12 protein-coding genes are annotated in these 14912 nt (G+C 39.4%); all 12 read left to right on the top strand.

What is annotated here, in order from left to right; translation table 11 throughout:
- The first annotated feature begins 8 nt into the window (after positions 1 to 8).
- The 12 genes from V7K98_RS04900 (at position 9) to V7K98_RS04845 (ending at position 14796) form a co-directional block, all read left to right on the top strand.
- Positions 9 to 1121: a glycosyltransferase family 4 protein gene (locus tag V7K98_RS04900; protein ID WP_335019705.1), complete on the top strand. Its 1113-nt coding sequence runs from the start codon at positions 9 to 11 to the stop codon at positions 1119 to 1121.
- Positions 1118 to 2338 carry a glycosyltransferase family 4 protein gene (locus V7K98_RS04895; protein WP_335019704.1) on the top strand — a complete coding sequence of 407 codons (1221 nt, stop codon included), beginning with the start codon at positions 1118 to 1120 and terminating at the stop codon, positions 2336 to 2338. Before V7K98_RS04900 ends, V7K98_RS04895 begins: the two co-directional genes overlap by 4 nt.
- Before the next feature lie 122 nt (positions 2339 to 2460).
- Entirely contained in the window at positions 2461 to 3486 is a 1026-nt protein-coding gene (locus V7K98_RS04890) for a glycosyltransferase family 2 protein (RefSeq protein WP_335019703.1), read from the top strand.
- 93 nt (positions 3487 to 3579) lie between these two features.
- Entirely contained in the window at positions 3580 to 4914 is a 1335-nt protein-coding gene (locus V7K98_RS04885; protein ID WP_335019702.1) for a glycosyltransferase, read from the top strand.
- 146 nt (positions 4915 to 5060) lie between these two features.
- Positions 5061 to 6011, top strand: a complete 951-nt coding sequence (locus V7K98_RS04880; RefSeq protein ID WP_335019701.1) for a glycosyltransferase family 2 protein — start codon at positions 5061 to 5063, stop codon at positions 6009 to 6011.
- Positions 6012 to 6024: 13 nt separating this feature from the next.
- Positions 6025 to 7293, top strand: a complete 1269-nt coding sequence (locus tag V7K98_RS04875) for a glycosyltransferase family 4 protein (RefSeq protein ID WP_335019700.1) — start codon at positions 6025 to 6027, stop codon at positions 7291 to 7293.
- The gene (locus tag V7K98_RS04870; protein WP_335019699.1) at positions 7290 to 8564 is read left to right on the top strand and encodes a glycosyltransferase; all 1275 of its coding nucleotides are present in this window, start codon (positions 7290 to 7292) and stop codon (positions 8562 to 8564) included. The genes V7K98_RS04875 and V7K98_RS04870 overlap by 4 nt, the downstream gene beginning before the upstream one ends.
- A 220-nt stretch (positions 8565 to 8784) precedes the next feature.
- Complete coding sequence (locus V7K98_RS04865) at positions 8785 to 9492, top strand: class I SAM-dependent methyltransferase (protein WP_335019698.1); 708 nt, start codon at positions 8785 to 8787, stop codon at positions 9490 to 9492.
- Between the two features lie 110 nt (positions 9493 to 9602).
- Positions 9603 to 10325: a class I SAM-dependent methyltransferase gene (locus tag V7K98_RS04860; protein ID WP_335019697.1), complete on the top strand. Its 723-nt coding sequence runs from the start codon at positions 9603 to 9605 to the stop codon at positions 10323 to 10325.
- A 226-nt stretch (positions 10326 to 10551) separates the two neighbouring features.
- A complete protein-coding gene (locus V7K98_RS04855) occupies positions 10552 to 11580 on the top strand; it encodes a glycosyltransferase (protein WP_335019696.1) in 1029 nt (342 codons plus the stop codon).
- A gap of 313 nt (positions 11581 to 11893) precedes the next feature.
- On the top strand, positions 11894 to 13201 hold the full coding sequence (locus V7K98_RS04850) for a glycosyltransferase (protein WP_335019695.1): 1308 nt from the start codon (positions 11894 to 11896) through the stop codon (positions 13199 to 13201).
- Between the two features lie 101 nt (positions 13202 to 13302).
- On the top strand, positions 13303 to 14796 hold the full coding sequence (locus V7K98_RS04845; protein ID WP_335019694.1) for a hypothetical protein: 1494 nt from the start codon (positions 13303 to 13305) through the stop codon (positions 14794 to 14796).
- Positions 14797 to 14912: the final 116 nt, after the last annotated feature.

Genomic DNA, 14912 nt, shown 5'->3' with positions numbered 1-14912 from the left:
TTGAACTTATGAAAATTGCTTTCGTTTCTACTAACGAATATGCACCTTGGGGAGGAAGTGAAGAACTTTGGTCGCAGACTGCCATCCGCATGGTTAAGCAGGGCTTTAATGTAGGTATAAGTATTAAAGGATGGAAATCTGAAGCCAAGCAAGTCTCAGAGATTGAACAATCTGGTTGTATAGTTGTACGTCGATGGCAAAAGAGCATAATACAGAGAGGAATATCTAAGTTTTATAATCCCAGTGATGCAGATGTTTTTCTAAAAAACTTTAAACCCGAATTAGTTATTATTTCTCAAGGTAATAGTATTGAAGGTTTAACTTGGATGGAAACCTGTATAATTAAGAATATTCCATTTGTTTTGATTCCTCAAGCAGCAGCAGAGAATTTTTGGCCATCAGATGATATAGCAATAAGATTTGCTAAAGCTTATATATTAGCTAAACGTTGTTTCTTCATATCAAATGCTAATTTAAAACTCACAGAAAAACAATTAGCAGTGAAACTGGAAAATGCCACAGTTGTAGCAAATCCGTTTAAAGTTCCTTACGATATTCAAGTTAATTGGCCTGAAGACAATAAAACTTTTAAACTAGCTTGTGTTGGTCGCTTAGAACCTGTTGCGAAGGGGCAAGATTTGTTGCTTGAAGCTTTTAAGCTTGATAAGTGGCAAAACAGACCTATTGAAATTTCTCTATTTGGGAAAGGGGCTAATCAGAAATCTTTATACGAACTCAAAAAAATCTGGAATCTAGAAAATGTCAATTTCTATGGATTTGTTGATAAGGTAGAGTCTATTTGGGAAACGCACCATGCGCTAATTTTACCTTCTCGTTATGAAGGTTTGCCTATTGCTATAGTTGAAGCCATGTTATGTGCTAGACCCTGCATAGTTACAGATGTGGCTGGTAATGCTGAGTTAATCGAGGATGGAGTTAGTGGATTTATTGCTGTAGCTCCTAAAGTAGAGTGTTTAGATGATGCTTTAGAGCGAGCTTGGCAAAAGCGATATTCTTGGTATGAAATAGGACAGACTGCTGCCATAAATGTAAGAAAGTTAATCCCAAGAGATCCGGTTGGAGTATTTGTCAATGAATTGAAAGCATTATTGAAATCATGAACGTCTTGCATATTAATCAATCAGATATTGGTGGAGGAGCCGCGATCGCAGGCTACCGACTTCATCAAGGTTTATTAGCTCAAGGCATTAATTCGCGCTTGCTGGTAGGAGGAGTTAAAACAAGCAGCGATCGCGTGGCGGCTGTCCCATCGAAGCGCCGAATCGAAAATCAACTTTATCGCTTTACTGGACGTTCTGGGCTGAACTATATTAACGTGCTTGGCAGCTTTGATATTGCCAAACATAGCTTTTATCAAGAGGCAGATATCATTAATTTTCATAACCTGCATACTGGTTATTTTAATTATTTGTCAATTCCCTCACTGACTAAAAACAAACCTGCTGTTTTTACACTCCACGATATGTGGAGTTTTACCGGACATTGCGCCTATAGCTATGATTGCGATCGCTGGAAAATCGGTTGTGGTAAATGTCCTTATCCAAATGAGTATCCAGCCATTGCTAGAGATAACACACACCTAGAGTGGAAGCTAAAAAACTGGGTTTATAGTCGCTCTAACCTCACCATAGTGACTCCTAGCGACTGGCTTACTAAGCAAGCGAAGCAAAGTATGCTCAACCGTTTCCCTATTTATCACATTCCCTATGGGATAGATTTAGAAGCTTATCAACCTCTCGAACCTGAAAAATGCCGTTGGCTCCTTGGCATTCCGTCAGGCAAAAAAGTTTTGATGTTTGCATGTGATACTCTTATGGATACTCGTAAGGGTGGTAATTTTTTGTTAAAAGCTCTACAGCATTTACCAGAGTCGCTGAAAGCTGAGACTTTACTTCTGACCATTGGTCATGGCGGTGAAGCTATCTCAGAATATGTGGGAATGCCAACCCTGAATCTTGGCTATGTCAGTAGCGATCGCCTTAAGTCCATTGCTTATTCTGCGGCTGACTTATTCATTTTTCCAACTCGTGCAGATAATCTACCCTTGGTGCTGCAAGAAAGTATGGCCTGCGGCACTCCAATGGTATCTTTTAAAATTGGTGGTGTTCCAGATTTAGTCCGTCCAGGTATTACAGGTTACTTAGCATTGCCAGAGGATGCTCAAGATTTCTCTAACGGTATTGTCCAGCTTTTAGAAGATAGCAACCAGTGCGAACAAATGAGTAAAAATTGTCGAGCGATCGCGCTAGAAGAATACCCACTCAACCTACAAGCTCAACGATACCTAGAGCTATATTATAAAGTCTTAGGAAAGTAGAAACTCTTGTTAAGAAACACATTTATCATAACAATGATAGATAGTAATTTTTGCTCAGATATATATTAGCTTTTAGCTTCTCAAAAACCAAAATCACATATTTATCTATCCCAAGTTAAAACATGACAATTCATACTGCATTGAGACTAAAAGACTTACCACCTCCACCACCAGGCAAAACAGGATGGCCTTGGACAGAACAGCCAGAGAATATTCCAGATAAAATGTCTAATGGTTCTGACTGGCCTCACATCAGTATTGTTACACCTAATTACAATTATGGTCATTTTTTAGAAGAAACAATTCGCTCTATTCTACTACAAGGCTATCCAAATTTAGAGTATATAGTCATTGATGGTGGTTCCAGTGATAACTCAGTTGAAGTTATAAAAAAATATCAGGATTTTATTGATTATTGGGTAAGTGAAAAAGATAAAGGACAAACCTCTGCAATTAATAGAGGATTAAAACACTGCACTGGAGATATTTTTAATTGGATTAATTCCGATGACCAACTTCTTCCTAATGCATTATATGATGTTGCCCAATCATGGAATTTACACCAACCTGATATATTAATAGGCTCTTCAATTGGAGTTGATGCATCATCTGGGGATAAATTACATCATTTAGTACCCAGGATACCCAAAAATCCATTGGAATTTATTAATGACGGTCAGTTTGGTTTACAGATAAGTCAACCTTCTGCATTCTTAAGACTATCTTTAGTGCAAGAGATGGGATACTTAAGTGAGGACTTGAATTATGCTTTTGATTGGGCTTTTTATCTAAAAGTATTAGTGAAGTTACGCAATGTCAATATTATTACCTTACCGAACATAATTTCCAAGTTTTTAGTTCATCCTGATGCAAAAACGATGAAATATCAATCGTTATTTGTAGAAGAAGGTAAAAAAGTCTGTGGAAAATTATATTCGGATTTTCAGCCAATTGAAAAAATTCAGATTAGCTGGCATCTCAAACAAGTTGAGTCATTCCAAATAGTTACTGAAGCTTTATCTAATAAAAAGCGAAGTTTCTCTCTAATGATAGAATTGTTATTTCGCAATCCACAATTATGTCTATCAAGATTCTTTTGGGGAGCATTAAAAAGAGAAATATTCTTTCAAGGTATGAAGTCTGAATAAAGAATTGAATTTAACGTTTATAGTAGTTAATCTGTAAGTGTCACCCAAGTATGTTTTTGGAGTTTTATCGATTATTCTCAATATGATTACCCAATGAAAGTTATCCAAACTCTCGGATACTATTTTCCTGAATCTTCTGGGGGTACAGAGGTTTATGTAGATGGATTAGTAAATGAATTAAACTCCCAAGGTGTAAAAAGTATTGTTGCTGCTCCTCAAAAGGGAACTCAGGAAACAACCTATGAGCATAATGGTATTAGCATATATCGTTATCCTGTTTTTCCTGATCTCACCCTTAAGCAAATCCGTGATGTCACACCGCATGATGGGTTTGAATATTTTGCTCAGTGGCTCCAGCAACAAAAAGCTGACATCTATCATCAACACTCTTGGGTGACTGGTTGTAGCATACACCACATGCGGCAGGCAAAACAGCTAGGGATGCCAACAGTATTAACTGTCCATGTCCCTGGATATATCTGTTTACGTGGCACAATGCTATTGAATGGGCAACAAGTATGTGACGGACGGATTGAGCAAGTACGGTGTGGTAGCTGCTGGGCTATGGCGAGAGGCATACCAGCAAGCCTAGCACCTCTATTGTCTAAAATTCCCTTACCCTTAAGTGCGATCGCCCAGACAAAATTCTCCAATGTGCGTCTAGCTACTGCTTTAGCTACACCAGCTTTAGTAAGTATGCATCAAAATCGCTTACAAGAGATGTTGGCTTTAAGCGATCGCGTTGTGGCTGTCTGTCAGTGGCTCTACGATGCATTATTACTGAACGGTATTCCTGAAGAAAAACTTGTCTTGTGTAGGCAGGGGGTTGATCCAACTTATTCCAAAACAAAACCTAATTTAAAATCCAGTATACAGACGAGCAATCCTCTGAGAATAGGTTTTTTGGGACGTTGGGACAAAATCAAGGGCATTCACATACTAGTAGAGGCGGTGTGCCGTCTACCATTAAATGTACCAGTTGAACTGGTGATTCACGGGTTAGCACAGGGAGACGAGGGGAGAGCCTATCAGCAGCAGGTTTTGGCTAAAGCAGGTAACGATCCTCGCATTTGCCTAGCAGAACCGCTATCACGGGCAGATGTACCCCATACCCTCGCTAGCTTTGATGTTTTAGCTGTGCCATCACAGTGGATGGAAACTGGGCCACTAACGGTTTTAGAAGCTCAGGCGGTAGGTACGCCAGTTTTAGGTTCAGATATCGGCGGAATTGCAGAGTTAGTTAAACATGGTGTAAATGGGTGGTTAGTCCCAGCGATGGATATTGTCGCTTGGAGCGAGGCCATAGCCTACTTGACTCGTAACCGGAATGTATTAGACAAACTACGTCAGGCGATCGCACCAGTGCGGATGATGAAGGAAGTGGCATTAGAAATGGCAAATCTTTATCAACAAATGAATAAGTTATGACCAACCTTAACATCGTAAATATATGAGGGAATTTGTGGAATATCTAAAGATGCATTGTTTTTCAATATACACGTAATACTTTAATCTAGTTTTAATAGATAAATTACATGATAATTAATTTTCATCTTAGTTGGTGAGGATAGATAGTGCCACTTGTTTCAATTATTATACCCTGCTATAACGCCGAGCTATTTCTATATCAAACCATTGAAAGTGTTTTCTCTCAAACTTTTGCTGATTATGAAATTATTTTGATAGATGATGGCTCAACCGATGGCACAGCAGAGGTAATCAAATCCTTTGGAAATAAAATCAGCGCGGAATTTGGTCTCAACCGAGGAGCAAGTGCAGCTCGTAACCGAGGGACAGAATTAGCACAGGGTAAATTCATTCAATACCTTGATGCTGATGATTTGTTGGAACCTGACGCTTTAGAAACAAGAGTGAATGCTTTAGAATCCAGTGGTGCTGATGTTGCTTACTCAGATTGGCAAAAATTAGAAGAGAATGAAACGGGTGAATTTCTGCCAGGTGAAGTTATCGCCAGAAAAATTGAAGATATCCACTTCGATCCTCAAATCGCCTTATTCACCGATTTCTGGGCCCCACCAGCGGCTCTCCTCTATCGCCGGGAGATCGTAGATGCAATTGGGGGCTGGAATGAATCATTACCAATTATTCAAGATGCGCGGTTTCTATTGGATGCAGCTTTAGTAGGTGGTAAGTTTGTTTATGTGTCAGGTGTAGGAGCTAATTATCGTGTCCATAAGAACAACAGTTTATCTAGTCGTAGTCCTCTAGGTTTTGTGAAAGACTGTTTTCATAATGCTTGCCAAGTCGAGGAATTTTGGAAAAATCATGGTGGACTAACTCCAAATCGTTGTGCGGCTCTGGCAAAAGTATATGACTACACTGCTCGAACTTTGTTTATGACAGAAGAAAAGATATTTCAGGAAAATCTCCGTCATCTTTATCAAGTAGACCCTGGATTTGGCTTCACATGGCCCAAAATTGTAGGCATTATGTCAATTTTATGTAGCAAGCAAGGAGCTACCATACTGCTGAAGTTACTTAGGAAAGCTCCAGTTCATCTCTAAACAAGGAGTCAAAATGCAAATTACCCTAGCACATCCAACTCCTGCTCCTTTTGCACAGCAAGTTGGCAGAGCGCTATTTGAGGCAGGAATGTTGAGCCAGTTTGCAACTACATTTGTAGCTCGACCAGACGCAAAATGGTTAAATAATATTTCTCCACTGACAAAACTATTTAAGCTCGACTTAGCAAAACAACTCTCACGTCGCTCTGTTACTGAATTGCCCCAGTCACTAGTAAAGGATTACCCTTGGCACGAAATAATTCATATATTAACTCGATTTATTAGTAAAGATGAAATCATCGGAGATTTGATATTTCACTGGGGTAATAATGAATTTGATCGTTGGGTTGCACGTCAGGCTCTTGCAGGCTCTCAAGCAGTTTATGGGTATGAGTATGACTGTCTCGCAACCTTTCAAGCTGCTAAACAACAGGGTATAGCGTGTATTTATGATGTTCCCTCACCAGAACATGACTTTGTTGAGAATCTTCTTCAAGAAGAACTCAAGATTTATCCAGAACTCCAAACTCCTTATCGGAAATACTGCCAAGCTCGTCAAGAGCCTCGTACCCAGCGTCGTCGAGAGGAATGGAAATTAGCCGATATAGTAATTGCTAATTCTGAATTTACAAAAGCTTCTTATGCTGCTGCTGGCTTGGATGTCAAAAAAGTGCGAGTAGTTCCTCTAGCAGCACCCCCAGTTTGTAATGAAGCTCTGGCTGTTAGTAATTCACAGCAAGAACCGATCAAATTCCTTTGGGCAGGCACATTTGGGATTCGGAAAGGCGCTCATTATTTACTCTCGGCTTGGAAACAGCTACAACCCCCTTCTGGAGCCAGTATGGATATCTTGGGAGCTATGGAATTACCTAGTAAATTGTTGCAAAACTTACCAAGCTCTCTAAAATTTTCCCGAACTGTTCCCCGTTCCGAGCTATATGAATACTATCGTCGGGCTGATGTACTTGTGTTTCCCACTCTTTGCGATGGCTTCGGTTTGGTTGTTACTGAGGCCTTTGCTCAAGGATTACCTGTGATCACTACCAATCGTGCTGGAGCATCTGATTTAGTGAGACATGGGGTCAACGGATTGATCATTCCAGCTGGGGATGTTAACGCCTTAGCAGAAGCTTTGGACTGGTGTATAACCCATCGCTCGGAACTCCAAGCTATGCGACAAGCGGCGCTGGACACTGCTGCAAGTTGGCAATGGTCTGACTATCGTTTAGCCCTAATTGAAAACTTACGGGATGGGCTAACAACAGCAGGTTACAGTCTATGACCAAAAAGAAACGTATCTGCTTAGTTAGTCCTGGCCATGTAGCCTCTAATCCCCGACTGGTGAAAGAGGCAAATGCTTTATATGCTGCTGGTTTTCAGGTGCGAGTTGTAGCTGGAGATTATATGGCAGCGATTCGTTCATTAGATAAAACGATTTTATCTGAAGTGCCTTGGTCATGGACACAGGTGGGTTTAGGCTCAAGACCGAGTTACTTAGGACGTAGACTGTGGCAAAAGTTGGCTCAGAAAGTAGTGAGTACTGGTTGGATTCCTCACCTGTCTGTAGCTACTTGGGCACATAATCCTATGAGTACTAAGCTCGCCAAAGTTGCAGCAGAGGAACCTGCTGATCTCTACATTGCCCATTGTTTGGCTGCATTGCCAGCTGCTGCGATCGCTTCTGCACAACACAACGCTAAACTAGGGTTCGATGCGGAAGACTTTCATACTGGTGAATTGCTTGAAACTCCAGAGAATCAGGCAGAGATTAGGGTACGCGATCGCATTGAACGCACTTTATTACCTCGTTGTCAACATTTAACTGCCGCCTCACCAGGCATTGCCACCGCCTACGCCAAACGTTACGGGGTAAGCATGGAACCGATTTTGAATGTATTTCCCCTAGCAGAAGCACCAACAACGACAGGGCGACAACAGGGCGATCGCGTTGGTTTAGAACCTTCCCTATATTGGTTTTCCCAAACTATAGGCCCTGGTAGAGGATTAGAATCAATTCTACATGCGATGGGGCAGATGCAAACCCCTGTACGTTTGCATCTGCGGGGTATTCCTTTTTCTGGTTACTCAGAACAGCTAATGCAATTAGCCCAAGATGTGGGAGTAGGCGATCGCCTCCACTTTCTCCCCTATGCACCTCCCGATCAAATGGTTCGGTTAGCGGCTGTTCATGATGTTGGGTTATCTCTAGAGCTAATTCAGCCCATAAATCGAGCAGTTTGCTTAACCAATAAAATTTTTGTTTATCTCTTAGCAGGATTACCTGTATTAATGAGCCTGACTCCTGCTCAACAAGAATTTGCCAAACAATTAGGAGAGGCTGCTATGTTAGTAAATATTAATGACTCAGCAGCAGTAGCAACGGCTCTAGACAAGTTATTTTCTCAACCACTTAAGCTGGAAATTGCCCGTAATCAAACCTGGAAATTAGGTCAAGAGATTTATAACTGGGATAGAGAACAGTTAAAATTTTTGACTTCAGTAGAGAGAGGATTGCAATTAAAATATCCAACTAGTACAACACGGCGTAAATAAGCCACCCATTTAAAACCGCTAGAAATCTTAGAAAATCAGCGTTCTTTCTTTTTACTTTTACCCTTCGGGTTCGCCATTTGCTTTATGTCGGGGAACCCGTCCATCGCAATGGCTCACCTTTTTACCCTGAGCGCAGCCGAAGGGTTACTTTTGCCTTGTTGTACTAGTTATTCCTGAATAAATTAGCTAAATAACATAATTCTGGGGAGACTTTTTAAGAATGCAGGAACAAGAAATTATTCAAAGAGAATATTACGAAAAAACAGCCTCTAAATATGATGAGATGCACACTTTTACTGATGCAGAACATACTTTTGCATTGCATCTGATGCTTTCATCTATAAAATATCTTGATATAAAATCGATACTTGATATTGGTTCTGGCACTGGTAGAGCAATAGAATTTACCAAAAAAAATAGCAATAATGAAATCAAAATTATCGGTATTGAGCCATCAGAGGCTCTACGTAAACAAGGTTATCAGAATGGTCTACATAAAGATAATCTGATTGATGGCGATGCTCAGTGCTTAAAGTATAATGATGGCGAATTTGATTTAGCGTGTGCATTTGCTGCTCTTCATCACATTCCAGATCCAAACAAAGCAGTTTCGGAAATGCTAAGAGTATCTAGAAAAGCTATTTTTATATCAGATTCCAATAATTTTGGACAGGGTAGTTCGATGAGTAGATTCATGAAACAAATGATGAATTCCCTGGGGATATGGAAATATTTTGTTTTATTAAAAACTGGTGGCAAAGGTTATCAGATATCAGAAGGAGATGGACTATCCTATTCTTATTCAGTTTTCAATAACTATAATATGATCAAAAAAAGATGTAATAGTGTTCATATAATGAATACAACAAAAGGAGATATAAATCCCTATCGGTCTTCATCCCATATTGCTTTACTTGGAATCAAATAAAATTATTTTTTTATTTTCAATAACTTTGAAATCTAACAAAATTAAGAGCCAGTAGCTAAGTCACGATTACTGAAAATAAAGCGATTAGTGTTATCAGAGTTTTATTGTATATGCCTACCCTAAAACAGCGTTTTGGTACTTGGATTATCCCTAAGCTACCTTTTAGCCGCCATGTGTTCAATCACATTCGTTTGGAACTTAGTGCTTTGCGTATCCGTGCTTTGCATAAGCTAAATCCAAAAATTATAGCTAAAGTCTCCCAACTGCATCAAAAACGGGATCTTCTAGTTAATATTGGCTGTGGCCCTTTCGGTGAGACTGATTGGGTCAATATCGATATATATCCTCACCTGAATGTTACCTTGGTAGCTGATGCTAGGCGCTTAATACCTCTCGCTGATAATTCTTGTCGTGGTATTCATGTTGAACATTTTTTAGAACACCTTGATCCTCTAGATGAACGTCCAAGTTTTTTGGAGGAATGCCGTCGCTGTTTGCAATCAGAAGGTATATTACGAGTCATAGTTCCTGATGCGGAGCTTTATATTAAAGCTTATCTAGAGAAAGGCTGGGATCTACTCAATCAAATTGGTTGTGGTGGAGAAAAACCTCAACTACTATTTGCCTCTAAAATGGAGGCATTGAATCACATTTTTTTGCAGGAGTGGGAACATTATGGTGGATATGATGCAGAAACTTTAGAAATAGTTTTACAATCGGCTGGTTTTACTCAAGTAAAATCTTGTGGTTGGCGAACAGGTGATTTTCCAGAAGGATGTATTGATAGAGAACAACATCGTCCATATTCTCTGTATTTTGAAGCAAAACCATAACAAATGTATTTAAATGATTAGAATTTTAACTTATAGTCAGTAAATTGGTTCATTTTAAAAGAGGATCAAAAAATGCAAAAGCTATGAATTATTTAAGATGGGTCTTATGATACTGATAGTTTTTCAAAACTGTATAATTCATGCCCATTTAACAATACATAGTTTATGCTGATGGCAACTTCTGAAGATATTTAGTGTTAAAAAAAGCTTTTCTAAAAATCAAGCAATGCGAATTCTACTGAGTGTCGATCCGGAACTGCCAGTGCCACCTAAACTCTATGGAGGCATAGAACGTATTGTAGATGTTTTAATCACTAGGCTGCAAACTAAAGGTCATAGCGTCGGATTAGTCGCTCACCCTGATTCTACCTCGCCTGCAACTGAATTTTTCCCTTGGGCAGGCAGGCGATCGCAAAACAAATTTGATACAATCCAAAACACAATTCGTCTTTGGTCGGTAGTTCAGGAATTCCAGCCTGACTTAGTTCACAGTTTTTCTCGCATCCTCTATCTGCTACCTCTACTGGGTTCTCAACTGCCAAAAGTCATGTCTTACCAGCGCTACCCTACCAAGCGCACCACCAGTTGGGGAGCGAAGCTAGCTCAGGGAACTCTCACTTTCACAGGATGTAGTGACTACATTTGTAATCTGGGAAGGGCAAATGGGGGAACTTGGCATACCATTCACAATTGCGTTGAGCTAGAGAAATATAATTTTGTGCCGACAGTAGCAGAGGATGCGCCGTTGGTATTTTTGAGCCGAATAGAACGAATTAAAGGAGCGCATACAGCGATCGCAGTTGCCCATAAAACAGGACGGCGTTTAATTATCGCTGGAAACTACAGTGAAACCGGAGAAGAAGGAGAGTACTGGCAAGAAGAAATTGTTCCCAATCTTGGCAAAAATGGGATTGAGTATGTTGGGACTGTTAACGATGCTCAGAAAAATGAACTTCTGGGACAAGCTGCTGCCATGATTGTGCCGATTGAGTGGGAAGAACCTTTTGGTATTGTTTTTGCCGAAGCTTTGGCTTGTGGTACTCCTGTTATTTCCTCCTCAAGAGGGGCATTACCAGAAATTGTGCGTCAAGGCATTGATGGCTATTTAGTTAATAATCTTGAAGAAGCAGTTACTACTATTGAAAAATTACCAAACATTAACCGTCATAACTGTCGTCAACGTGTTGAGCAATGTTTTTCTGCTGATGTAATAGTAGAGCAGTATGAAAAGCTCTACCAAGCTATTTTGCTTTAAAAATGAGTTTTAATTTAGCCAAGGGACAGAAGTGTAAGATTATTAGTTGTAAATATACTTCTAATTTGAGAAGCTCTTTAAAATAAGAACTAAGCTGTCATGTATTTAATTTTCCAGAGCCTTATATTTATCTCAAGCATTCTGGAGTGTACTATAGCGGTTCTCGGTTAAGTCAGGTACACCAGTAGAGGTACGGCAGTGCCGTGCCCTTGCGCTTCGCCATTAATCTTGTACCGCATCTGAATGGAAACCGCTACAAGTGCAAGTTATATGCGCGACAGCTTAGTAATAAACCAACGAAGGATATCAAATTTTGAACCATAAAGTTCTAATAGTTAGTCCTCATTTTCCACCAATTAACGCTCCCGATCATCAACGGGTGCGAATGTCTCTGCCCTACTTTGAAGAATTTGGTTGGGAACCTCATATTTTAACTGTTCGTTCAGACTGTGTTGAAGGAGTCCAAGACCCAACATTAGCAAAAACAATTCCCTCAAATATTCCAGTCACATATACAGGAGCAATACCCGTTCAACAGACTCGGCTGATTGGTATGGGTAGTTTGGGGCTACGATGTTTTCCCTATTTACTTAGAGCAGGCGATCGCCTCCTTCGCCTGCAAAAATTTGATTTAGTCTATTTTTCAACAACTATATTTATCACTATGGCTCTAGGTCATAGATGGTACAGACGCTTTGGAATACCCTATATCCTAGACTTTCAAGATCCCTGGTTAAGTGATTACTACAAACATACAGACAGTACTCCACCAGGAGGACGCTTCAAATACGGATTTTCTCAACTCCAAGCAAAATTGCTGGAACCCAGGGCTATGAGTAAAGTCAGTCACGTAATTAGCGTTTCACCAGCATATCCGAAAACCTTACAACAACGATATCCACACTTACAACCAAAACAGTTTACAGTTCTACCTTTTGGAGCACCAGAGTCTGATTTTAAGAAACTCTCTTCTCTCAATATTCAGCAAAACATATTTGACCCCAATGATGGTAAGCGACATTGGGTATATGTGGGCAGAGGTGGCGATGATATGGCCTTAGCTGTGAGGACTTTATTTCTAAGTATTCAGTCAGAGCGTCGCCATAACTCTAAACTTTGGCAATCAGTTCAGCTGCACTTCGTTGGTACTAGTTATGCTCCTGGCAGTCAAGCCGTTAAAACTATAGAGCCAATAGCCCAAGAACTAGACGTTGCTGACTTAGTAACAGAACATCCTCATCGCATTCCCTACTTTGAGGCGCTACAAGTTCTCATTGATAGTGACGCTATTCTACTAATTGGCTCCGATGACCCTAGCTATACAGCTTCCAAGCTCTACCCCTGTATTCTAGCCCGCAAACCCATCCTGGCAATTTTTCACCGCGAGAGTTCTGTAGTTGATATTCTAAAACGTTGCCAAGCTGGTCAAGCTGTTACCTTTACTTCATCAAACCAGCCAGAAGATTTACTTTCCGAGATGGTTGCTCAAATTAATTGGTTGCTGTCTATGCCTAAAGGATTTCAACCAAAAACTGACTGGTTAGCCTTTCAACCTTATACAGATCGAGAAATGACCCGCCAGCAGTGTGCCATATTTGATCGGAGCCTTGCTAATTTTTAGAAGGAGCAGTTAAATTTCATCTACTTTGAACACTTTCAGTTTCATATTCAGTTACGTCATTGCACGTACAAGCTTTATGCTAGTAACACTTTTCTAAAGTTATGGTTATGATATCTGGGTTTAACTTTGAGTCCCCTATAGGATTTAACAAACATCAGAAACGCTGGTTTGTGAAAGCGTTTTGGATTGCTCTGATGTTTATAGTACTGAAAATCATCACTGCTGATGCACCCTTTCTCAGTAAAATGGGTGCTTTATTAATTGCAGTAATGGCACTATTACCAACCTATTTATGGTGTGCTGATCGTGCCAAAGGACTACCTTTATTTCCAATAATGACACTAACCTACTTAAGCTCACATGCTTTTCCCCTGATTTCAAAAAATCCAAATATTCTTAAGTATTCTGAACTATTACATTTTAATGCAGCCATAGTCGTTGCCATTTTTCTGGGAGTGGGGACAATAACTTGGCTTACTTTCGTCAGGCGTGAACCTCAAAGGATATCTAAAATTAAAGTATTTAAACCAAACCAAATAACCCCTTTCTTTCTCCAAATAATCTTTTTGTCTATTATATTTGATCTCTTACAAAATACTGGATATATATGGTTAATAATACCTAGCTCAATTTATGCAATATTGAAAACGGCAATGCCGTCTCTCACTAGTCTTGGATTAATGATATTGGGTTATCAACTAGGAGCTAATCGCTTAAGTCGTAGAGAGTCCAGACTATTTATTTTGCTAACAATATCTTTAATTTTTCAATCAGGAGTTAGTCTTTATCTGAGTGTCGCAGGTGTATACGTAGTCTTAACAAGTTTAGGTTGGATGCTTGGCAGTGGCAAATTTCCGTGGCGATTATTATTGATAACTTTTTTAATCATATCGTTCCTCAACTTAGGTAAGGGAGAAATTCGATCCATTTACTGGAATAAAGGCTCAATTCAACCTTCGCAATATATGACTGTATATATTACCTGGACTAATAATTCTTGGCGGCATATAAATACTCCTAAAGACAGTATATCTAGTCGTAAAGAAAAGCCAGAAAGTTTGGACGAACGTTCAAGCATTATACACATGCTGATGAAAGCAATTTCAGAAACGGGAACCTTAAGAGAATATATGCAGGGAACAACTTATTCACTTATCCCTCAATTATTAATACCTCGGATATTTAACTCAAACAAGGTTCGTGGTAGTGAAGCCACCAATATATTAAGCGTATACTATGGTCTACAAACATATAAAGAAACATTCAAAACCGAAATTGCCTGGGGTTTGTTACAAGAAGCTTATGCTAACTTTGGCAGGATAGGTTGTGCTGGGTTAGGAATATTTCTAGGTAGTTTATATGGATGGATAACTCGTTTTACAATGAATGTTCCGATTACATCATACAGATTTCTGCTATCATTAATTTTGATCATGCTGTCAATTAAAAACGAATTGACTTTGAGTTCATTTCTGAGTGTATTATCTCAAAGCACAATGATTTTATTGGTCATCCGAAGTTTATTGATGAAAAGTATTAAATATTATCCCTCTCCACGCTATAGCATTTTCCCTACTAGTGAAATCCATTCTTAAAGCTGCTTATTTTGCTAGAAAAAATATACTTCATTTACTTAGAAAAACTATTAAAATTGAATTTTACAGAACATTTATCCACTATGGATTAAAACATAAGTTATACCAATATATAT

The organism is Nostoc sp. (assembly GCF_036917435.1).
GTDB lineage: Bacteria > Cyanobacteriota > Cyanobacteriia > Cyanobacteriales > Nostocaceae > Nostoc.
This window is presented reverse-complemented; position numbering and strand designations above follow the sequence as displayed.